16 protein-coding genes, 1 tRNA gene and 1 pseudogene are annotated in these 20,711 nt (G+C 67.4%); 9 read left to right on the top strand and 9 right to left on the bottom strand.

Features of this window, described 5'->3' with window-relative positions:
* Nucleotide 1: 1 nt before the first annotated feature.
* The 7 genes from iolD to iolG form a co-directional block, all read right to left on the bottom strand.
* On the bottom strand, nucleotides 2–1,822 hold the full coding sequence (gene iolD / locus GB880_RS05345; RefSeq protein ID WP_154493294.1) for a 3D-(3,5/4)-trihydroxycyclohexane-1,2-dione acylhydrolase (decyclizing): 1,821 nt from the start codon (nucleotides 1,820–1,822) through the stop codon (nucleotides 2–4).
* Nucleotides 1,823–1,920: 98 nt separating this feature from the next.
* Nucleotides 1,921–3,837 carry a bifunctional 5-dehydro-2-deoxygluconokinase/5-dehydro-2-deoxyphosphogluconate aldolase gene (locus GB880_RS05340; protein WP_154493280.1) on the bottom strand — a complete coding sequence of 639 codons (1,917 nt, stop codon included), beginning with the start codon at nucleotides 3,835–3,837 and terminating at the stop codon, nucleotides 1,921–1,923.
* Nucleotides 3,834–4,928 carry a Gfo/Idh/MocA family protein gene (locus GB880_RS05335; RefSeq protein WP_154493278.1) on the bottom strand — a complete coding sequence of 365 codons (1,095 nt, stop codon included), beginning with the start codon at nucleotides 4,926–4,928 and terminating at the stop codon, nucleotides 3,834–3,836. Before GB880_RS05335 ends, GB880_RS05340 begins: the two co-directional genes overlap by 4 nt.
* On the bottom strand, nucleotides 4,928–5,704 hold the full coding sequence (locus GB880_RS05330; protein ID WP_154493276.1) for an ATP-binding cassette domain-containing protein: 777 nt from the start codon (nucleotides 5,702–5,704) through the stop codon (nucleotides 4,928–4,930). Before GB880_RS05330 ends, GB880_RS05335 begins: the two co-directional genes overlap by 1 nt.
* 1 nt (nucleotide 5,705) lies before the next feature.
* A complete protein-coding gene (locus GB880_RS05325; protein ID WP_154493274.1) occupies nucleotides 5,706–6,812 on the bottom strand; it encodes an ABC transporter permease in 1,107 nt (368 codons plus the stop codon).
* A 58-nt stretch (nucleotides 6,813–6,870) separates the two neighbouring features.
* Nucleotides 6,871–7,800, bottom strand: a complete 930-nt coding sequence (locus tag GB880_RS05320) for a sugar ABC transporter substrate-binding protein (protein ID WP_154493271.1) — start codon at nucleotides 7,798–7,800, stop codon at nucleotides 6,871–6,873.
* 107 nt (nucleotides 7,801–7,907) lie between these two features.
* A complete protein-coding gene (iolG, locus tag GB880_RS05315; RefSeq protein WP_154493269.1) occupies nucleotides 7,908–8,912 on the bottom strand; it encodes an inositol 2-dehydrogenase in 1,005 nt (334 codons plus the stop codon).
* Nucleotides 8,913–9,051: 139 nt separating this feature from the next.
* On the opposite strand from iolG, the gene GB880_RS05310 reads away from it, so the two are divergent.
* Both GB880_RS05310 and GB880_RS05305 read left to right on the top strand, forming a co-directional pair.
* A complete protein-coding gene (locus GB880_RS05310; protein ID WP_154493267.1) occupies nucleotides 9,052–10,053 on the top strand; it encodes a LacI family DNA-binding transcriptional regulator in 1,002 nt (333 codons plus the stop codon).
* Nucleotides 10,054–10,061: 8 nt separating this feature from the next.
* A pseudogene (locus tag GB880_RS05305) lies at nucleotides 10,062–10,540 on the top strand (YciE/YciF ferroxidase family protein).
* A 449-nt stretch (nucleotides 10,541–10,989) separates the two neighbouring features.
* Here the strand turns inward: GB880_RS05305 and GB880_RS05300 are convergent.
* Nucleotides 10,990–11,079: transfer RNA gene (locus tag GB880_RS05300), tRNA-Ser, on the bottom strand.
* 208 nt (nucleotides 11,080–11,287) lie between these two features.
* On the opposite strand from GB880_RS05300, the gene kynU reads away from it, so the two are divergent.
* Complete coding sequence (gene kynU, locus GB880_RS05295; protein WP_154493265.1) at nucleotides 11,288–12,535, top strand: kynureninase; 1,248 nt, start codon at nucleotides 11,288–11,290, stop codon at nucleotides 12,533–12,535.
* 4 nt (nucleotides 12,536–12,539) lie between these two features.
* Here kynU and GB880_RS05290 read toward each other — a convergent pair whose 3' ends face one another.
* Nucleotides 12,540–13,313, bottom strand: a complete 774-nt coding sequence (locus tag GB880_RS05290) for a DeoR/GlpR family DNA-binding transcription regulator (RefSeq protein WP_263467337.1) — start codon at nucleotides 13,311–13,313, stop codon at nucleotides 12,540–12,542.
* Between the two features lie 182 nt (nucleotides 13,314–13,495).
* Here GB880_RS05290 and glpK point away from each other — a divergent pair, with 182 nt between their 5' ends.
* The 6 genes from glpK to bhcB all read left to right on the top strand — a co-directional run bounded on the left by glpK (nucleotide 13,496) and on the right by bhcB (nucleotide 20,708).
* Nucleotides 13,496–14,983 (top strand): glycerol kinase GlpK, encoded by a 1,488-nt coding sequence (gene glpK / locus GB880_RS05285; RefSeq protein ID WP_154493263.1) that lies wholly within the window; start codon nucleotides 13,496–13,498, stop codon nucleotides 14,981–14,983.
* Nucleotides 14,980–16,113 carry an iron-containing alcohol dehydrogenase gene (locus GB880_RS05280; RefSeq protein ID WP_263467336.1) on the top strand — a complete coding sequence of 378 codons (1,134 nt, stop codon included), beginning with the start codon at nucleotides 14,980–14,982 and terminating at the stop codon, nucleotides 16,111–16,113. The genes glpK and GB880_RS05280 overlap by 4 nt, the downstream gene beginning before the upstream one ends.
* Nucleotides 16,114–16,355: 242 nt before the next feature.
* Nucleotides 16,356–17,246 carry a bifunctional methylenetetrahydrofolate dehydrogenase/methenyltetrahydrofolate cyclohydrolase FolD gene (gene folD, locus GB880_RS05275; RefSeq protein ID WP_154494621.1) on the top strand — a complete coding sequence of 297 codons (891 nt, stop codon included), beginning with the start codon at nucleotides 16,356–16,358 and terminating at the stop codon, nucleotides 17,244–17,246.
* Nucleotides 17,247–17,380: 134 nt separating this feature from the next.
* Nucleotides 17,381–18,265: a formyltetrahydrofolate deformylase gene (purU, locus tag GB880_RS05270; RefSeq protein WP_154494643.1), complete on the top strand. Its 885-nt coding sequence runs from the start codon at nucleotides 17,381–17,383 to the stop codon at nucleotides 18,263–18,265.
* A 291-nt stretch (nucleotides 18,266–18,556) separates the two neighbouring features.
* Nucleotides 18,557–19,747: an L-aspartate--glyoxylate aminotransferase BhcA gene (bhcA, locus tag GB880_RS05265; RefSeq protein WP_154494504.1), complete on the top strand. Its 1,191-nt coding sequence runs from the start codon at nucleotides 18,557–18,559 to the stop codon at nucleotides 19,745–19,747.
* Between the two features lies 1 nt (nucleotide 19,748).
* Nucleotides 19,749–20,708: a beta-hydroxyaspartate dehydratase BhcB gene (bhcB, locus tag GB880_RS05260; RefSeq protein WP_154494503.1), complete on the top strand. Its 960-nt coding sequence runs from the start codon at nucleotides 19,749–19,751 to the stop codon at nucleotides 20,706–20,708.
* Nucleotides 20,709–20,711 lie beyond the last annotated feature (3 nt).

Here is a 20,711-nt window from a genome sequence, read left to right as displayed (position 1 = left end):
TTCAGTTGATCAGGATTTGCCGGGCGACGTGGTCCAGATAGCGGGCATAGGCCTGCGGCGAGCCGCCGGTCGCGGGAACGGCCACGTCCCACCAATGGCCCGCCCCCTCCAACCCGTCGCCGGGGCCGGGACGGGCGGTGGTCTCGATGACGATGACGGTGGGAATGTCGCGGCCCCGCGCGGCGGCAACCTCTGCCTGCAGCGCAGCCAGATCGGCAGCCTTCACGGCATGCGCCCCCATGCTGGCGGCATGGGCGACATAGTCGATCTGCGGCTGCGCCTCGATGCGGCAGTCTACATACATGTTGTTGAAGGGCGCCCCACCGGAATGGGCCTGCAGGCGGTTGATACAGCCGTAGCCGCGATTGTCTGTCAGGATCACGGTAAAGGGGATGCGCCGCATAACCGCCGTCGCCAGCTCGCTGTTGGCCATCATGTAGCTGCCATCGCCCACAAAGCACAGAACCTCGCGGTCGGGCCGGGCGAGCTTCAGCCCCATCGCACCCGCGATCTCATAGCCCATGCAGGAATAGCCGTATTCCATGTGATAGCCGTGCTGGCTGGCCTGCCAGAGCAGCTTCAACGCGCCGGGCATCGTGCCCGCCGCGCACATGGCGATGCCCTCCGGGGCCGCGCGCTGCACGGCGCCGATTACCTGCGCATCCGTCGGCAGGCCGTCGGACGCAGCGGCACAATGAGCATCGACCGCCGCCAGCCAGGCCGTCCGCGCCTTAGGGTCGGCCGCGTCGAACCGCAGGCCCTGCAGCGCGCCGCCAAGCGCCTCCAGCGCCACGCGTGCATCGGCGACAAGGCTCACCGCCCCGTGCTTGCCCGCGTCATAGGCCGCCACATTGATGCCAAGGATCTTCGCCTTCGGAAACAGCGTCCGCGAGCCGGTGGTGAAGTCCTGCAGCCGGGTGCCCACAGCGATCACCAGATCGGCCGCCTGCGCCGCCGCGTTCGCCGCCGCCGAACCATCGACCCCCGCCGCCCCGAAGTTCATCGGGTGCGACTGCGCCAGGGCCGATTTGCCCGCCTGCGTCTCGATTACCGGGATGTTAAGGCTGCTGGCGAACTCGCCCAACACGTCCTCGGCGCCGGAATAGATCACCCCCCCGCCGCAGACGATGATCGGCGCCCTGGCCGCCCGGATCATCGCGACCGCCTCGGCCAGTTCCGCCGCATCTGGCACAGGCCGGCGGATGCGCCAGACGCGCGGCGCAAAGAACGCCTCGGGCCAATCGTAGGCCTCGGCCTGCACGTCCTGACAGAAGGCCAGGCAGACCGGCCCGCATTCCGCAGGGTCGGTCATCACCCGCATGGCGCGCGGCAGCGCGGTCAGCAGATGCTCGGGCCGGGTGATCCGGTCGAAGTAACGCACCACGGGGCGAAAGCAGTCATTCGCGCTGACCGTGCCATCGCCAAAGGACTCCACCTGCTGCAATACCGGATCAGGGCGGCGGTTGGCAAAGACGTCACCGGCGATGAACAGCACCGGCAGCCGGTTCACATGCGCCAGGGCCGCCGCCGTCACCATGTTCGTGGACCCCGGCCCGATCGAGGCCGTCACCGCCTGAGCCCGCCGCCGCGCCTTGCCTTTGGCAAAGGCGATGGCGGCATGGGCCATGGTTTGCTCGTTCTGGCCCCGCCAGGTCGGCAGGGCATCGCCGATTCCGTGCAGCGCCTCGCCAAGCCCCGCCACATTGCCATGACCAAAGATCGCCCAGACCCCGTCGATGAAGCGCTCGCCCCCTTCCGTCATCTGCACCGAGAGCCAGCGCACCATTGCCTGCGCCGCCGTCATCCGCACCATGCCCGTCATCCGCGCCTCCGCCGCTGCTTCGTTGTCCAGATATCCCCTCGGGGGGACGCCGCAGGAGAGGGGGGCAGCGCCCCCTGCCCCGGCCAGATCGTGCGCGCTCATGCCGCCACCTGTGCCGCCGCGCGGGCCGTGTCCCAGATGTCGCATAGCCGACGATAGCGCGCCGCCATCTCTGCCACGGCCGCCGCGTCATCCATCCGCCCGGCTAGCCATTCCCGCGCCACCGCGCCAAAGATCGTCCGACCGACCGCAAAGCCCCGCACCAGCGGAAACCGCGCCGCCACCGCGAAACTGGCCGCCAGTTCGGCCTCGGGCGCGTCCAGCCCCAGAACGACAATGCCGCGTGTGTTGGAGTCATGCGCCTCGATGGCCGCGATCGCCTTGGCCCAGGCCGTCGCGCTGGTCAGCGGCTCCAGCTTCCACCAATCGGGATAAATTCCAGCCGCATAGAACTGCGCGATCAGCACCGCGGTCGTATCCTCATCGACCGGCCCGGCCTTGGAGGGGATGATCTCCAGCAGGAAATCCAGCCCGTTGCGACGCGCGGCGGTGTAAAGCCGCAGCACCGTCGCCTCCTGCTCGGCGCGCAGCGCGGGATCATCGTCGGGGTGAGCAAAACACAGCACCTTGACCACGTTCTCACGCGCCCACTCGCCCAAACCCCCGCAATCGGGGCCCAGCTGCGGCTCCAGCGCCAGGGGCCGCGATCCGGGCCATTCGGCGGGCCGCCCGATCCACAGCCCCGTCCCGCTGGCCGCATGCAGCGCCGCCCGCCCGATACGATCGTCACAGAGGATCCCATACCCCCCCTGCCCGTCCTGCACGGCCAGCGCCGCCTCCAGGCACAGCCGCTTGAAGGCCCCGCCCCTCTCGGGCGTATATCCCTCCATCTCCTCCAGCTGCATCCGGTGGTCAAAGGCAAAGACCCGCATCGTGGTCCAGTCGCCGCCCATCCTTCCCTGCCGGTTGGTGGCCCAATGCACCTGCTCCAGCGCCGCGTCGTTGCGCAGATCGGCCCGCACAACGCCGCGCTCCAGGAAAAAGCGCAGTTCCTCCAACGACGGATAGGCGGGCGTGCAGCCATGGCGGCTGACCGCCAAGGCGCCGCAGGCATTGGCATATTCCAGCGCGCGGGGCCATGGCGCGTCCTCCAGCCAGCCCTTCAAGAGGCCCGAGAAGAACCCGTCCCCCGCGCCCAGCACGTTGAAGACCTCGATGGGAAAGCCCGGCCCCTGCTGGCCGCTCTCCCACCCCTCGATCGCGCCTTCGAAGGCCACCGCCCCCGCAGCCCCCCGCTTGCAGACCAGCACGGCGTCGCTGATCGCGCGCACGGCGCGCAGCGCCGCCAGCGTGTCGGTAGTGCCGCCGGCGATGTGAAACTCCTCCTCGGTGCCCACGATCAGGTCAAACAGCGGCAGCGTCGCCTGCAACCGCGCGGTGACAGTGGCGCTTTCGACAAAGCGGCTCTCGCCCGCGCCATGGCCAGCCACGCCCCAGAGGTTCGGGCGATAGTCGATGTCCAGCGCCGTCCGCGCCCCATGCGCCCGCGCCAGGGTCAGCGCGCGCATCACCGCGGCCTCGGTCCGGGGATGGCTCAGATGCGTGCCGGTCGCCAGAACGCAGCGCGTATCCGCGATCAGCCCCTCGTCGATATCGGCCTCGGACAGGGCCATGTCGGCGCAATTCTCGCGATAGAAGATCAGCGGAAAGCTGTCCTGATCGCGGATGCCCAGGATCACCAGCGCGGTCAGCCGCTCGGGGTCGGTTGTCACGCCGCGCACGTCGACGCCCTCGCGGATCAGCTGCTCGCGGATGAAGCGGCCCATATGCTCATCCCCCACCCGGGTGATGACCGCCGACCGCAACCCCAACCGCGCTGTCCCGCAGGCGATATTGGTGGGCGAGCCGCCGATATACTTGGCGAAGGAGCCCATATCCTCCAGTCGCCCGCCGACCTGCTGGCCATAAAGATCGACGCTGCTGCGGCCGATGGTGATCACGTCAAGCCTTTTCATGCGCCCTCCAGGGAAACGGGGCGACCGGCGCTGGTCGCCATGGCGTGGATGATCCGTTCGATCTGCAGACCGGCGGCGAAATCGGGTTCGCAGGGGGCTGTGCCCTGAATCGCGCGGATCAGGTCGCGGCACTCCACCACCTTCTGTTCGTTGAAGCCGAAGCCATGCCCCGGCGCGGGGCAGAAGGCCGCGAAATCCGGCTGGTCCGGTCCGGTGACATGGCGCGTGAATCCCGCATCGCCCGCCCGGTGGACCCACAACTCGTTCATATGCTCCTGGTCAAAGACCAGTGTCCCGTTTGACCCATGGATCTCCCACTGCAAGCGGCATTTGCGGCCTCGCGCTACGCGTGACGTGGCGAACGATCCCTGCGCGCCGCTGACAAAGCGGATCAGGGCCAGGGCGCTGTCTTCATTCTCGACCGCGCGGGGGCCTTCGGGGGACGGGCGCGTGGGGACGGCGATCTGGGTCATGGCGGTCAGTTCGGCCACCGGGCCCATCAGCGCAACCATGACGCTGACCAGATGGCAGCCCAGATCGCCAAGCGCGCCCAGACCGCCCCCCTGATGCGTCATGCGCCAAGACCAGGGCAGGGATGGATCGGCCGAATAATCCTCGTCATAGACGCCGCGAAAGGCCAGGGGCCGCCCGATCACCCCATCCGCCACCATCGCGCGGGCCGCCTGAAAGGCAGGGCTGCGCAGATAGTTATAGCCCAGCAGCGTCACCTGACCGGGATGCGCGGCGGCCAGATCCGCCATGGCCCGCGCATCCTCCAGCGTCAGCGCCATGGGCTTTTCCAGCCATACATGCTTGCCCGCGCGCAGGGCCGCCTCGGCCATGGGGCGGTGCAGACCGTTGGGCGTGGTGATGCTGACCACATCCACGGCCGGATCAGAGACCGCCGCCTGCCAGTCGCCCGTGGCCCGGGCAAAGCCCCAGGCCCGCGCCACATCGCCCGGCGCCACCGCATCGGCCAGTATCTCCAGGCGCGGCGGCGTGCCACCGAAGGCCGTCGCCACGTTGCGCCAGGCCATGGCATGGCATTTTCCCATGAAGCCTGTGCCGATCAGAGCCACGCCCAGGGACATCAGATCGTCCCCCCCAGGCTGCTTTCCAGCGCGGCCAGTTCCTGCCCGCCGGCCATCAGGTCCTGCAGCTCGGCGGCGTCGATCTGGCCCCTCTCGGCGGTGCCCAGGGTCTGGCCGCGGTTCAGCACCGTGAAGCGGTCGCCCACGGCCAGCGCGTGGCGCACATTGTGGCTGATGAACACGACCCCCACCCCCTGCGCCCGCACCCGCGCAATGGTAGCCAGCACGTTCGCGGTCTGGCGCACGCCAAGCGCGCTGGTCGGCTCGTCCAGGATCAGCACCTTGGCGCCGAAATGCACGGCCCGCGCGATGGCCACCGTCTGGCGTTCCCCGCCCGACAGCGTGCCCACCGCCTGATCGGGGGCGCGCAGGTTGATACCCATCTGGCGCATCTTCTCCATCGTGATGCGGTTCGCGGTCTCCAAATCGAAGCGCTTGATGAAGCGGCCTTTCGTCGGCTCGCGGCCCATGAAGAAATTGCGCGTGACGCTCATCAGCGGGATCATTGCCAGGTCCTGGAATACCGTGGCGATGCCCGCCTCCATCGCTTCGCGCGGGCTGTTGAAGGCCATCGGGCGGCCCTCGAAGGTGATCGTTCCCTCGGTCGGCTTGTGCACGCCCGACATGGTCTTGATGAAGGTCGATTTCCCCGCGCCATTATCGCCCAGAAGGCAATGGCACTCGCCGGGACGCACGTCGAAGGTGACGCCGTTCAGGGCGATCACATTGCCGAAATGCTTCTTGATGTTCTCCATCCGGATGATCGGTTCGGACATTTCAGCGCTCCCCCGTCACACGCTTGCGGATGGCGTTGTTGAAGACCACGGCCAGCAGCAGCATCGCCCCCAGGAATACCTGGAACCAGTCCTGGTCGAACCCGGTATAGGTCAGCCCGATCGTGACCATGCCGAAGATGATCGCCCCGAAGAAGGCCCCGATGGCGGACCCGTAACCCCCGGTCAGCAGGCAGCCCCCGATGACGGCGGCGATGATCGCCTCGAATTCCTTCATGAAGCCACGGCGCGCATCGGTCGATCCGGTGTCGATCACGGTGATGATCGCGACCAGCGCCGCCGCGCAGGCGGTCAGCATGAAGAGCGACAGCTTGACCCGCCGCACCGGCACGCCGGAATTGCTGGCGGCGTGGCGGTCGCCTCCGGTCGCGAAGATCCAGTTCCCCGCAGGCGTCCGCAGCAAGACGAAGGTTGCCACAAGCGCAAAGCCCACGAACCACAAGATCGAGACCGGCACCCCCGGCACGGCAGGCGCCCCCGAGGCCAGTTTGGCGATCCAGCCCTGTTCGGCCATCCAGCGGAACAGCCCGCCAAAGGCATGGCCCGAAAAGATCGGCGCCAGCCAATCGCCCGCCACCGCGTCGCGCACGCCGCGCAGCTGGGTCGCGCCGCCGGTGAAAACCTTGAGCCCAACCAGTGAGGCGCCGCGAAGGATGAGCAGGAAGGCCAGCGTAACGATGAAGCTGGGCAGCCCGGTGCGCAGCACGATCATCCCGTTGAGAGCCCCCACCAGCGCTGCAAAGCCGAAGGTCACCGGGATCGCGACGATCAGCGGCAGGCCCATGCTCACGACAAGCACGCCGAAGATCATGCCTGCAAAGGCCACCATCGAGCCGATGGACAGGTCGAATTCTCCGCCGATCATCAGCATGGCGGCAGCGATCCCCAGGATGCCAAGCTGGGCGGCAGGCGTCATGAAGTTCATGACCCCGGCCAGCGTGAACATGGCGGGACTGGCCGTAACCATGAAGAAGATTGTGACAAGGATCACGCCGCCAACCGCGCCCAGTTCGGGGCGTTTCATCAGGCGCGTAACGAAGGATTCGGTCTTGATCCGCTCGTCGGCGGAGAGGTTGGCGCTGTCGGCCATGGGTCTGTTCCCCCTGCTATCTGGTAAGGGGGGCGGGCGCCTTGCCCGCCCCGCCGGATCAGCGGATTCCCTTCGCGGACAGTTCGATCACCTGCGCGGCGCTGTCCTTGCCCACAAGATTCGGACCCGAGGGCACATCGCCGGCCGGCATCAGCCCATAGCGGGCTTTCAGCGCGAGGAAGACGACGGGCAGGTAGCCTTGCAGATATTGCTGCTGGTCGATGGCAAAGGTCGCCTTGCCGTCGGCCACCGCCTGAAGGAAGCCCGCCGACAGATCGAAGCTGGCGATATGCACGTCGTCGCGGCCAAGCGCCTCGACAGCGGCGACGGTCGGCTCGCCGGCAAGGCTGGCGCCAAGGGCAAGGATCGTATCAATCTCGGGGTCCGCCTCCAGCGCAGCACGGACACGCGACTGCACCTCGGTCGGGTCGTTTTGGGTCGGGACCACCTGCACAGGATGGCCGAAGCCCTCGGCAAAGCCCGCGCAGCGCTGATCCAGCGAGACGTTGCCGACCTCGTGGTTGACGCAGATCCCCTTGGTGCCACCGAGCTCGGCCAGACGCCGGCCTGCGGCCACGCCCGCGTCATGTTCCGACTGGCCGACATGCAGCAGAACGCCCATTTCGCCGGCCACATCGCCGCCCGAATTCATCGAGATCACGGGTATCCCCGCCTCGACCGCGCGACGGATCGACGGCCCAAGCGCATCGGCATCGGGGATCGACACGACCAGCCCGTCGGGCTTCTGGTTCACGGCGGCGTCGATCAGCTGGCTCATCGCCACCATGTCAAAGACCTCGGGGGCGCGGAAATCGACGCTTGCGCCGGTATGTTCGCCCGCAAGCGCCGCGCCGTTCTTGACGACCGACCAGAAGGGGTCGTTCGCCTGGCCATGGGCCACGACGATGATGTTCTGCGCCATAGCGGGCGCGGCAAAGGCCATCAGCGCGGCGGCTGCGGCGGCGACGGCGGTCTTGAGCTTGGTCATGTATGTCCTCCCAGGTTGTCACTGGCCGCCCTCTCCCGTGGGCAGCCATCCTGCGCGGCATTGCGCGCGGATCGGTCGGCCCGCCCATGCCGGGGCGGGCTGACCCCTCAGCCCAGCATGTCGGGCGTCAGGGAAATCGTGGTGCCGGTCGCCAGCGACCGGGTCGCGGCCTCTGCGCAGGCCAGCGCGGCCACCCCCTCGCGCAGCGTGACCGGCATGGGCCGGCCCTGCGTCACCGCATCAAGAAAGGCCTGCCATTCGATCTGATAGGCCCGCATGTAGCGTTCGAGGAAGAAATGCAGTGGCTTGGCGGCCACAGCGCCGTCGGCGGTCAGGGCCTCGACGGTGTTTTCCAGCACGTTGCGCGCCGAAAGCAGGCCCTTTTCGCCCAAGATCTCGACCCGCTGGTCATAGCCATAGGCGGCGCGGCGCGAATTCTTGATGACGGCGATGCGGCCATCGCCCCAGACCATCGTGACGGCGGCAGTATCGACATCGCCCGCCTCGCCTATCGCCGGATCGACCAGCGCCGCACCATGCGCCGTCAGCCGCGCGGGCGGGCCGCCAAACAGCCAGCAGGCCATGTCGAAATCGTGAATCATCATGTCGCGGAACAACCCGCCCGAGACCTTGACGTATTCGACCGGAGGCGGAGCGGGATCGAACGAGGTGATCGACAGCAGCTCGCCCTTGCCGATGCGCCCCTGATCGAACCCGGCCTTGAGCGCCGCGAAATTCGGATCGAAGCGGCGGTTGAAGCCGATCATCACCGGGCGGCCCGTGGCCTCGGCGGCGGCCAACGTGGTCAGGGCGCGTTCAAGCGACAGGTCCACCGGCTTTTCGCACAGGACCGCCTTGCCGGCCTGCGTGGCGCGGATGATCAGGTCGGAATGGGTGTCGGTCGAGGTGGCAATCAGCACCGCGTCGATGGCGGGATCGGCGATGATCTGATCGACGCTGCGCGCGGCGGCGCCGATCCGCGCGGCCAGAGCCTCGGCCGCTTCGCGGTTCACATCGGCCACGGCCACGACACGGCTGTCGCGCGTCGACGTCATGGATTCGGCATGGACCTGGCCGATACGGCCAGCGCCCAGCAGCGCCACATTCAGCATTCGTCTTTCCTCCGTCGAATCACTCCCTCCGGTGATCCGTTAGCGCAAATCTGCCGCGCCTTGCACGCGCGAGCAAGAAAAATCTGCACACGCGTGCAAACGCCTTTCGACAGGGGGCTGCCTGGGGTAGTCTGGGCGCATGGACGACATTCATGACAAGGGCGCGGTCACGGCCGACGATGTGGCGAATGCGGCAGGGGTGTCGCGCTGGACGGTCGCGCGGGCTTTCAAAAAGGACGCATCGATCTCGCGCAAGAGCCGCGAAAAGGTGCTGGCCGCCGCCGAGGCGCTTGGCTACGCGCCCGATCTGCTGGCCTCGTCCCTGGCCTCGGACCGGTCGAACCTTGTCGCCATCATCAACAACGATTTCAGCAATCCCCACAAGCTGGTCGTGCTGGAGCGGCTGACCCGCATCCTGTGGACACACGGCTGGGGGACGCTGCTCGTGCATATGTCCGACAGCGAGGATGCCTCGGACGCGCTGCTGGCCGCCAGCCAGCGACGGGTCGATGCGGCGGTCGTGATCGGCACCCGCTTCGACGACCGCATCCTGGGCACCGCCCTTGGTGCGCGGCGCGTGAAGAAACTGGTGATCTTCGCCCGCTACAGCCAGAACCCCAACACGCTGACCATCGCCTGCGACGACGTGATCGCCATGCGCGAGATCGCAGACCACCTGCTGTCGCGCGCCTATCGGCACCCGGTCTATCTGGCCGGTCCCGACACGCAATCGGCCAAGCTGCACCGCAAGACGACATTCACCGAATACTGGCAAGCCCGGACCGGTTTCGGCGTCCGGTCGATCCATGCCGATGCCTATGATTTCGGCGCCGCAATCGACCGCGTGACCGCCCTCTTCGCCGAGGGCGGGCCGCGCCCCGATGTGCTGGTTTGCGAGAACGACATCATCGCCATCGGCGCGATGGACGCGCTGCGCTATCGCCTCGGGCTGCGCGTGCCGCAGGACGTGGCGGTCACGGGGTTCGACGACATCCCGCTGGCCGGATCGCCCGCCTACGGGCTGACCACTTATCGTCAGCCGATCACGGCCATGACGCAACGCCTGCTTGACGTTCTGGAGGGCAGGTTGTCCAGCGACGTGCATCTGCCCGGACTTTTCGTGGCGCGCGGCTCGACCTGACGACGGCCATGCGCGGCGCGCGGGAACAAAGTGCCGCCGCGCCCGCTCATCGGCACTCACCTCAAGGAGGAGCCCAGATGGCCGACCGAACTCTCGACAAGCTGTTTCACAAGACCCGCAAGGACATCTGCTACCCCGAGCGCAAGATCGCGACCGCGCTTAGCAAGAGGGCCCGGGCCGCGCAGAACCTCGATCTCAAGGCCGCCTTCGAGACCCACGAGCAGGAGACGCAGGCCCAATCAAAGCGCCAGACCGAGGTATTCGAGGCGATAGGCAAGACCTGCGATACCATCAGAGCATCATCCCCGAGCGGCAGGATTTCATTGTCGAGTTCAAGTGTAGCCCCGCCCTTGATGCGGGCCTGCTGGCCAATGCGCAGACGGTCGAGCATTGCGAGATCGCCCGCTATGGCACGCTCGAATCCTGGACGGCGCAGCTGGGCCTGCCATATGCCGCACGTCTGCTGGACCAGATGCTGCAGGAATAGGGGCCACCGACGCGATCCTGACCTTGCTGGCCGAAACGGTGGTGAACGTCGCAGCAGAGGCCACCGAGGCCTGGCCTGATGCCGGAGAGGCGCACGCCCCTCCGGCCCATTCATTCGGCCACGCGATGACGGCGGGACGTCGCAAGGGCCCCCGCCTGATAGCCGCAATACCTCGCCGCAGTGGCGAAAATTCGATTTCCATTCCATCTCGACCGGCTGCCCTGTCGTCGGAGTCAGCAGCTTTGTGCCGCTTGCAGCCTCATGATTTAAATGGGTCGCAAGCACTGCACCGCCTGCAGTCAAGTCAACAGTTCAGAGCGTTCGGGGCCGGAGAGCCCGAACTCGGCCTTCCGGGCGAACAGCGGTGAACAGCCCCGCCCGCGCAACCCCCGAAAACAACGAAAAATCCGGCCGCAACCGAATCGGGAGAACGCTTTCGCGAGGGCAAGTGGCGGAGACGAAGGGATTCGAACCCTCGAGACGGTTTCCCGTCTGCACCCTTAGCAGGGGTGTGCCTTCGACCACTCGGCCACGTCTCCGTCGCGCGGTCTATCAGGCGAAGGCCGGGGAAAACAAGCGCAAAACGCACTCCAAAGGACTTGCACGCAAATTTCGCCCGGATCGCCAAGGCAGGAAGCGGTCCCGCATTGCCAGTGATGGGGCGCCTTGCCCCTTTCCCGCAGGCCGGTGCCAATTATACTGCCTCTCAGACAAGGTCAGGGCCGCAGCGTCGGCAGGGGGGACATCATGACCACGATTCGCGATCTTGCCGCCGCCGAGGCGATGGATCGAGCCGATCCATTGGCGCAGTTGCGCGAAGCCTTCGTCCTGACCGACGATCTCATCTATCTGGACGGCAACTCGCTGGGGGCCGCGCCCCGCGCTGCACTGGACGAATTGCGCCAGGCCGCCGAACAGGAATGGTCGCGCGATCTGATCCGCAGCTGGAATACCGCAGGCTGGTTCGACCTGCCCGTCGAACTGGGCGATCGCATCGGGCGGCTGACCGGCGCCGCGGCCGGGCAGATCGTGGTCTCGGACACCACTTCGGTCAACATCTACAAGGCCCTGCACGCGGCGGTCGGCCTGCGGCCGGATAGGCGGACCATCGTGGCGGAATCGGAAAGTTTCCCCACCGACATCTATATTGCCGAAGGCGTGCTGGCGACGGTGCCGGGCCTGCGTCTGCGCCTGGAAGGCATCGACGCGCCGCAGATCGAGGATCTGCTGGATGGGGACGTCGCCGCGGTGCTGGTCAATCAGGTCAATTACAAGACCGGCGAGCTGCGCGACATGGCGGCGGTGACGCGCCGCATCCAGGATGCCGGGGCCATCGCCATCTGGGATCTGTGCCACTCGGCCGGTGCGCTGCCGGTGGAGCTGGACGCTTGCGGCGCCGACATGGCGGTGGGATGCAGCTACAAATACCTGAACGGCGGACCGGGGGCGCCCGCCTTTGTCTATGTCGCCCACCGTCATCAGGCCCAGGCCAGCCAGCCATTGAGCGGCTGGTGGGGCCACGCCCGGCCCTTTGCCTTTGAAACCCGATACGAGGGCAGCGCCGGCATCCGCCGCTTTCAGTGCGGCACCCAGCCTATCCTGTCGCTGCGGGCCTTGAAGGGGGCGCTGTCGGTCTGGGATGGGGTCGACATGGCGCAGCTGCGCGCGAAAAGCCTGGCGTTGACCGATCTGTTCATCGAACAGGTCGAGGGCCGCTGCGCCGGGCTGGACCTGACCTTGCAGACCCCGCGCGATCACGCCCGCCGCGGCAGCCAGGTTTCTTTCCTGCACGATCATGCCTATGAGGTCATGCAGGCATTGATCGAACGCGGCGTGATCGGCGATTTCCGGGCGCCGGCAACGCTGCGCTTCGGTTTTGCACCGCTGTATCTGCGCCATGCCGACATCTGGCACGCCGCCCGCATCCTCGAGGAGGTTCTGCGCAGTGAAAGCTGGCGCGATCCGCGCCACGCGGTCAAGGCGGCGGTGACCTGACGGGTCAGTCGCCTGCCACCGGACAAAGGTGCACCGCCGTGCCCCATTCCGCACAGCGACGGGTCAGTTCGTCGGGCAGCGGCCGGTCGATGAAAATGGCGTCCAGTTCGGACAGGCTGGCGATGCGGGCGGGCGCCGGCCGATCCAGCTTGGAATGATCGGTGACCAGAAAGGCCTGGCGCGACTGGCGCAGGATGGCGCGGCTGACGCGGACCTCGGCCAGGTCGAAATCCAGCAGGTCGCCGTCATGATCCAGGGCCGAGGTGCCGATGACCGCATAATCGACCTTGAACTGTTCGAAGAACTGGGTGGTCAGCTCGCCCACCAGGCCGCCATCGGACCGGCGCAGCGCCCCACCCGCCACCATGATCTCGCAGCCCGGATTGGCCAACAGGATATTGGCCACGTTCATGTTGTTGGTGACGACGGTGATGTTGGAATGGTTCAACAGCGCCTGGGCCACGGCCTCGGTCGTGGTGCCAAGGTTCAGGATCAGGCTGCAATTGTCGGGAATGGCGGCGGCGCAGGCGGCAGCGATGGCGGCCTTGGCCTCGGCATTCATGCGGCGGCGGGCCTCGTATCCCAGATTCACGGTGCCGGCGCGGGGCACGGCACCGCCATGCACGCGTTCGAGCAGCCCTGCCTCGGCCATTTCGCCCAGATCGCGGCGAATGGTCTGCAGGGTCACATCGAAGCGCTGCGCCAGATCCTCGACCAGCACGCGCCCATCCGCGCGGGCCAGTTCCAGGATTTCGTTCTGCCGGATGCTGAGAGCCACTCTGCACCTCCTGTCGCTGATCGCATCAGTCTATGCAAATCACCCCGGCGCGCAAGCGTTCCTTGTGGCCCAACATCTGCGCGAAAATATTCGCATGCGCAGAAATTGGCGCAGAATCGAAAATCTCTTGACCGGTGCCAAGCCAGCATGCAGCCTAAGCCATCCGATCACAGCAGGTTGCCATGACCCATCTTCTTGCCATCGACCAGGGCACCACATCGTCACGCGCCATCCTGTTCGACCAGGGCTTGCGCGTCATAGCCAGCGCCCAGCACGAATTTCCCCAGCATTTTCCGACCCCGGGCTGGGTGGAACACGACCCTTCCGATCTGTGGGTGACGGTGGCGGGCACGGCGCGCGCGGTGATCGAAAAGGCGGGGATCGGCCCGGACCAGATCGCCGCCATCGGCATCACCAACCAGCGGGAAACCACCCTGCTGTGGGATCGCGCGACCGGTCAGCCGCTGCACAACGCCATCGTCTGGCAGGATCGCCGCACCGCCGACCTGTGCCAGCGCCTGCGCGACGCGGGCCATGCGGATCTGATCGCCGCGCGCACCGGGCTGCTGCTGGATCCCTATTTCTCGGGCACCAAGCTGAAATGGCTGCTGGACAATGTCGAGGGCGCTCGCGACCGCGCCCGCCGGGGCGAGCTGGCCTTTGGCACGGTGGACAGCTGGCTGATCTGGAACCTGACCGGGGGCCAGATCCATGCCACCGACGCCACCAATGCCGCGCGGACGCTGCTGTTCAACATCGTCGAAAACCGCTGGGACGAGGATATCTGCGCGCTGCTGGACATTCCGATGCAACTGCTGCCGCAGGTGCGCGACTGCGCCGATGATTACGGCATGACCCGTCCCGACCTGTTCGGCCGGCCGATCCCGATCCTGGGGGTAGCGGGCGATCAGCAGGCGGCGACCGTGGGCCAGGCCTGTTTCCAGCCCGGGATGATGAAGGCCACCTATGGCACCGGCTGCTTCGCGCTGATGAACACCGGGGCGCGGATGGTGCCCTCGACCCACCGATTGCTCAGCACCATCGCCTATCGGCTGGACGGTAAGACGACCTATGCGCTCGAAGGTTCGATCTTCATCGCCGGCGCGGTGGTGCAATGGCTGCGCGACGGGCTGAAGATCATCCGCCACGCCGCCGAGACCCAGGGCCTGGCCGAGGCCGCCGACCCGGCCCAGAATGTCATCCTGGTGCCGGCCTTTACCGGCCTGGGCGCGCCCTATTGGCGGCCGGAATGCCGGGGCGCGATCTATGGGCTGACCCGCAATTCCGGTCCGGCGGAACTGGCGCGCGCGGCGCTGGAAAGCGTGGGTTTCCAGACCCGCGACCTGTTGCAGGCGATGCAGGCGGACCTGACCATGGCAGCCGACAGCGTGCTGCGGGTCGATGGCGGCATGGCGGCCAGCGACTGGTCGATGCAGTTCCTGTCCGACATCCTTGGCGCCCCCGTGGATCGGCCGCAGGTCACGGAAACCACCGCCCTGGGCGCAGGCTATCTGGCCGGGCTGCGGGCCGGCATCTGCCCGCCCCCGGCCGATTTCGCCCGTGACTGGGCGCTTGAGCGGCGTTTCCAGCCGCAGATGCCGCCTGCCGAACGCGACGCCCGCTATGCTCGCTGGCAGCAGGCCGTGGCCGCGACCATGGCCGTGGCATGAGCGGCTTTTCCTTTGCCCTGCCGGGGCGGGTCGTCTTTGGCCGCGGCCAGGCGCAGACGGCAGCGCAGCAGATCGTGGCCTTCGGCGGGCGTGGCGTGCTGGTGCATGGCGCCGATGCCGGGCGCGCGGCCTGGCTGGTCGACGGGTTGCGGGCGCAAGGCGCGCAGGTGCTGGCCCTGCCCTGCGCGGCCGAACCCAGCCTGCCGATGCTGCAGGCCGCCCTGGCCAAGGCAAAGCCCTGGGTCGCCGACTGGGTCGCGGCCCTGGGCGGGGGCGCGGCCTTGGATCTGGGCAAGGCGCTGGCGGCGCTGATCCCGGCGCCGGGCGGGATCATGGACCATCTTGAGGTGGTGGGCCGCGGCCTGCCGCTGGCGGTGCCGCCCCTGCCCTTCATCGCGCTGCCGACCACGGCAGGCACCGGGGCCGAGGCGACGCGCAACGCCGTCATCGGCCTGCCCGATCACGGCCGCAAGGTCTCGATCCGCGACGAGCGCATGCTGCCCCGGCTGGCGATCGTCGATCCGGCGCTGACCGATCATTGCCCGCGCGCTGTCACGCTGGCGTCGGGTCTTGATGCGCTGGCCCAGGTGGTCGAGCCCTATGTCTCGATCCGGGCCAACCCCTTCACCGACGCGCTGACGATGCCGGCGATCCCGGCCGGGCTGCGGGCGCTCACCCGGTTGATGCAGGCCGAGGACGCGGGCGCGCGCGACACCATGGCCTGGGTCAGCCTGTCGGGCGGGATCGCGCTGGCCAATGGCGGGCTGGGCGCGGTGCACGGGCTGGCCGGGGTGATCGGTGGGGTAACCCCCGCCGCGCATGGCGCAATCTGCGGCGCGTTGCTGGGTCCGGTGCTGCGGATGAACCGCGACCATGCCCCCGATCCCGAGCGGCTGAGCCATGTCTGCCGCCAGATCGCCGAGGCCCTGGGCACGACCGAGGCCGAGGCGCCCGAGGCACTGTCGGCCTGGGCACGACAGGCGGGGCTGCCCGGGCTCACGGCCCTGGGGCTTGATCCATCGCGGCACGAGGCGGTGGCAGAGGCGGCCTTGTCCAGTTCCTCGATGAAGGGCAATCCGTTTGCGCCCCCCGTCGCGCTGCTGTGCCGGGCCATGGCCGAGGCCGGCTAGGCCAAGGGCTGCGACGCCGCCATTGGATAAACGCGCAGCATCGGAAAACGACGCCCCGCTGTCGCAAAATGCCCCGCCTGGCGGTCGCTCTGATTGGAAAAAGGCAGTCACCGGGGTCAGGGCACGCCCCGAGCGCAGACAGCGCCAGGGGGCTTTGCACCCGCCGGCGCCTGCGCTATCCGCAGGCGGACGGCCGGCACGCCGCTGGCATTACGACGCGGACAGCCAAGGGAGATTGGGCGATGGGCGCAGCGATCATGGACGGCAAGGCCTTTGCGGCCGGGGTGCGGCAGCGGGTGGCCGAACAGGTGGCGCGGCTGCGCACCGATCACGGCATCACTCCCGGCCTCGCCGTGGTGCTGGTGGGCGAGGATCCGGCAAGCCAGGTCTATGTCCGCAACAAGGGCATCCAGACGCGCGAGGTCGGCATGCACAGCTTCGAGCACAGGCTGCCCGCAGACACCTCGCAACAGGCGCTGATGGCGCTGATCGCGCAGTTGAACGCCGATGCGGCCGTGCATGGCATCCTGGTGCAGCTGCCGCTGCCGGCGTCGCTGGATGCCGAGGCGGTGATCAATGCCATCGACCCGAAAAAGGATGTCGACGGCTTTCACGTTCTGAACGTGGGCCTGCTGGGCACCGGACAGAAGGCGATGGTGCCCTGCACGCCGCTGGGCTGCCTGATGATGCTGCGCGACCGCCTGGGCGACCTGACCGGGTTGAACGCGGTCGTGGTCGGCCGCAGCAATATCGTCGGCAAGCCGATGGCGCAGCTGCTGCTGGGCGAAAACTGCACGGTGACCGTCGCCCACAGCCGCACGCGCGACCTCGCCGGCCTGTGCCGCAGCGCCGATATCCTGGTCGCCGCCGTCGGACGGCCGCGCATGATCCCCGGCGACTGGATCAAGCCCGGCGCCACGGTGATCGACGTGGGCATCAATCGCATCGACGATCAGGGCCGGTCGCGGCTGGTGGGCGATGTCGATTTCGACAGCGCCGTCCAGGTGGCAGGCGCCATCACCCCGGTGCCGGGCGGGGTGGGGCCGATGACCATCGCCTGCCTGCTGGCCAATACGCTGACCGCCTGCTGCCGGATCTCGGGCCTGGCCGAGCCGCAGGATCTGGCGGCCTGACCGCGCCACCGGGCCGGGGCGCAGCCCCACGCCGGCCCGGCCCCTCGATGGGGTCGGGGCGGCGTCGCCCCCGCCCCATAGCCAACGCCCCCTCACCCCGGGCCACGCCCAAGACGAAGACTGCGGAGAGCCAGATGAACAGATACACGCTGACGGTAACCTGCCCCTCGACCCGGGGCATCGTCGCAACCATCGCCAGTTTCCTGGCGGACAAGGGCTGCAACATCACCGACAGCTCGCAATTCGACGATTCCGAAACCGGACGTTTCTTCATGCGTGTCACCGTGGTCTCGGAACAGGGCGCGACCCTGCGGGATCTCCAGGACGGTCTGGCCGCGCTGGCCGGCCCGTTCCAGATGGACTTCGCCTTCCATGACCAGGCCGAAAAGATGAAGGTGATCATCATGGTCAGCCGCTTCGGCCACTGCCTGAACGACCTGCTTTATCGCTGGCGCATCGGCGCGCTGCCCATCGACATCGTGGCGGTGATCTCGAACCACATGGATTACCAGAAGGTGGTGGTCAACCACGACATTCCCTTCCACTACATCCGCGTCACCCGCGACAACAAGCCAGAGGCCGAGGCGCGGATCATGGCCGTGGTCGAGGAAACCGGCGCCGAGCTGATCGTGCTGGCCCGCTACATGCAGGTGCTGTCGGACGAGATGTGCCAGAAGATGTCGGGGCGCATCATCAATATCCACCATTCCTTCCTGCCCAGCTTCAAGGGCGCGAATCCCTACAAGCAGGCCTTCGAGCGCGGCGTGAAGCTGATCGGGGCCACCAGCCATTACGTGACCGCCGACCTCGACGAAGGCCCGATCATCGAACAGGACATCATCCGCGTCACCCACGCCCAATCCCCCGAGGATTACGTCAGCCTGGGCCGCGACGTCGAAAGCCAGGTGCTGGCCCGGGCCGTTCATGCCCATATCCACCGCCGGGTGTTCCTGAACGGCAACAAGACCGTGGTGTTTCCCGCCTCTCCCGGCAGCTACGCCTCGGAACGCATGGGCTGAGCGCAACCGACGCCGCTGCCGCCGGCCTTGTCCTCCCGCCCTGCCGCGCCGCGCCCGCTTGGGCCTGGCGCGGTTTTCTTTCATGGCCAGCCTGCCAGAACGAATCAGCCCTGGCGACCGGCGCGGCGAATTTCTTTCCGGCAGGCTGTGGCCTGCGCAATCCCGGAAAACTTCATCTTATTGATTTTGTTGTATTGTTTGCTATTTTTCCGCGATTGCGAAATTGTTTTCAGAAAAATTGCGTGATTGCGGGGGTGGGCGTAGGGTGGTTTTCAAGCAGGAGGTATTGCCATGACCAGTCAGAACCCGATCTTCATTCCCGGCCCGACCAACATCCCCGAGGAGATGCGCAAGGCCGTCGACATTCCGACGATCGACCATCGCTCGCCGGTGTTCGGGCGCATGCTGCATCCGGCGCTGGAAGGCGTCAAGAAAGTGCTCAAGACCGAGCGCGCGCAGGTGTTCGTGTTCCCCTCGACCGGGACCGGCGGCTGGGAGACCGCGATCACCAACACGCTGTCGCCGGGCGACAAGGTGCTGGCGGCGCGCAATGGCATGTTCAGCCACCGCTGGATCGACATGTGCCAGCGCCACCGCCTGGATGTGACCTTCGTCGAGACGCCCTGGGGCGAAGGCGTTCCCGCCGACCGTTTCGAGGAGATCCTGACCGCCGACAAGGGCCACGAGATCAAGGTGGTTCTGGCCACGCATAACGAGACCGCGACCGGCGTCAAATCCGACATCGCCGCCGTGCGCCGCGCGCTGGACGCGGCCGGGCACCCGGCGCTGCTTTATGTCGATGGCGTCAGCTCGATCGGGTCGATGGACTTCCGCATGGACGAATGGGGCGTCGACATCGCCGTCACCGGTTCGCAAAAGGGCTTCATGCTGCCCCCGGGCCTGGCCATCGTCGGCTTCTCGCCCAAGGCCATGGAGCAGGTCGAAAGCGCGACACTGCCGCGCACCTTCTTCGACATCCGCGACATGGCCAGCGGCTATGCCCGCAACGGCTATCCCTATACGCCGCCGGTCGGGCTGATCAACGGGCTGAACGCGGCCTGCGAGCGGCTGCTGAGCGAGGGGCTGGAGAATGTCTTTGCCCGCCACCACCGCATCGCCGGCGGCGTGCGCGCCGCGGTCGAGGCCTGGGGCCTGAAGCTGTGTGCGCTGCGCCCCGAGCTTTATTCCGACAGCGTCAGCGCCATCCGCGTGCCCGAGGGGTTCGACGCCAACCGCATTGTCGCCCATGCGCTGGAAACCTATGACATGGCCTTTGGCACCGGCCTGGGCGAGGTCGCGGGCAAGGTGTTCCGCATCGGCCACCTGGGCAGCCTGACCGATGCCATGGCGCTGTCGGGCATCGCCACCGCCGAGATGGTGATGGCCGATCTGGGCCTGCCGGTGCGGCTGGGGTCGGGCGTTGCCGCCGCCCAGGAACATTACCGCCAGTCCACCGCCACCGCGCAACGGAAAGCCGCCTGAGATGTCGGACGCCATGTATATCCCCACCTACGAGGACATGCTGGCCGCGCATGAGCGCATCAAGCCGCATATCCGCCGCACGCCGGTGCGGGTCTCGGACTATCTGAACGATCTGGCCGGGGCGCAGCTGTTCTTCAAATGCGAGAACTTCCAGGAGCCGGGGGCCTTCAAGGTCCGCGGCGCCACCAATGCGGTCTTCGGCCTGGACGAGGCGCAGGCCGCCAAGGGCGTGGCCACCCATTCCTCGGGCAACCATGCCTCGTGCCTGAGCTATGCGGCCATGCGCCGCGGCATCCCCTGCAACGTGGTGATGCCGCGCACCGCGCCGCAGGCGAAAAAGGACACCGTGCGCCGCTATGGCGGGGTCATCACCGAATGCGAGCCCTCGACCAGCTCGCGCGAGGCGACCTTTGCCGAGGTGCAGGCCCGCACCGGCGGCGACTTCGTGCATCCCTACAACGACCCGCGGGTGATCGCGGGCCAGGGCACCTGCGCGCGCGAGTTCATGGAACAGACCGATGGGCTCGACATGGTGGTGGCGCCGATCGGCGGCGGCGGCATGATCTCGGGCACCTGCCTGACGCTGGCGACGCTGGCGCCCGAAACCAGGGTCATCGCGGCCGAACCCGAACAGGCCGATGACGCCTATCGCAGCTTCAAGGCCGGCCACATCATCGCCGACGACGCACCCAGGACCATCGCCGACGGGCTGCTGGTGCCGCTCAAGGATCTGACCTGGCACTTCGTGTCGAACCATGTCTCGGAAATCTACACCGCCTCGGAGCAGGAAATCATCGACGCGATGAAGCTGGCCTGGAAGCATCTGCGCGTGGTTCTGGAACCTTCCAGCGCCGTGCCGCTGGCCACCATCCTGAAAAACCCCGAAGCCTTCGCCGGCAAGCGCGTCGGCGTCATCGTCACCGGCGGCAATGTCGATCTCGACAAGCTGCCCTGGAACTGAGGA

The organism is Paracoccus sp. SMMA_5_TC (assembly GCF_009696685.2).
In the GTDB taxonomy this organism is placed as follows: Bacteria; Pseudomonadota; Alphaproteobacteria; order Rhodobacterales; family Rhodobacteraceae; genus Paracoccus.
This window is presented reverse-complemented; position numbering and strand designations above follow the sequence as displayed.

What these genes read in the sequence shown, in the direction of transcription:
- bhcB (WP_154494503.1), top strand. Translation starts at nt 19,749, where the DNA reads ATGTCGGACGCCATGTATATCCCCACCTACGAGGACATGCTGGCCGCG.
- iolD (WP_154493294.1), bottom strand. Translation starts at nt 1,822, where the DNA reads ATGACGGGCATGGTGCGGATGACGGCGGCGCAGGCAATGGTGCGCTGG.
- GB880_RS05330 (WP_154493276.1), bottom strand. Translation starts at nt 5,704, where the DNA reads ATGTCCGAACCGATCATCCGGATGGAGAACATCAAGAAGCATTTCGGC.
- iolG (WP_154493269.1), bottom strand. Translation starts at nt 8,912, where the DNA reads ATGCTGAATGTGGCGCTGCTGGGCGCTGGCCGTATCGGCCAGGTCCAT.
- kynU (WP_154493265.1), top strand. Translation starts at nt 11,288, where the DNA reads ATGACCACGATTCGCGATCTTGCCGCCGCCGAGGCGATGGATCGAGCC.
- bhcA (WP_154494504.1), top strand. Translation starts at nt 18,557, where the DNA reads ATGACCAGTCAGAACCCGATCTTCATTCCCGGCCCGACCAACATCCCC.
- GB880_RS05310 (WP_154493267.1), top strand. Translation starts at nt 9,052, where the DNA reads ATGGACGACATTCATGACAAGGGCGCGGTCACGGCCGACGATGTGGCG.
- GB880_RS05325 (WP_154493274.1), bottom strand. Translation starts at nt 6,812, where the DNA reads ATGGCCGACAGCGCCAACCTCTCCGCCGACGAGCGGATCAAGACCGAA.
- folD (WP_154494621.1), top strand. Translation starts at nt 16,356, where the DNA reads ATGGGCGCAGCGATCATGGACGGCAAGGCCTTTGCGGCCGGGGTGCGG.
- GB880_RS05335 (WP_154493278.1), bottom strand. Translation starts at nt 4,928, where the DNA reads ATGTCCCTGGGCGTGGCTCTGATCGGCACAGGCTTCATGGGAAAATGC.
- GB880_RS05340 (WP_154493280.1), bottom strand. Translation starts at nt 3,837, where the DNA reads ATGAAAAGGCTTGACGTGATCACCATCGGCCGCAGCAGCGTCGATCTT.
- glpK (WP_154493263.1), top strand. Translation starts at nt 13,496, where the DNA reads ATGACCCATCTTCTTGCCATCGACCAGGGCACCACATCGTCACGCGCC.
- GB880_RS05280 (WP_263467336.1), top strand. Translation starts at nt 14,980, where the DNA reads ATGAGCGGCTTTTCCTTTGCCCTGCCGGGGCGGGTCGTCTTTGGCCGC.
- GB880_RS05320 (WP_154493271.1), bottom strand. Translation starts at nt 7,800, where the DNA reads ATGACCAAGCTCAAGACCGCCGTCGCCGCCGCAGCCGCCGCGCTGATG.
- purU (WP_154494643.1), top strand. Translation starts at nt 17,381, where the DNA reads ATGAACAGATACACGCTGACGGTAACCTGCCCCTCGACCCGGGGCATC.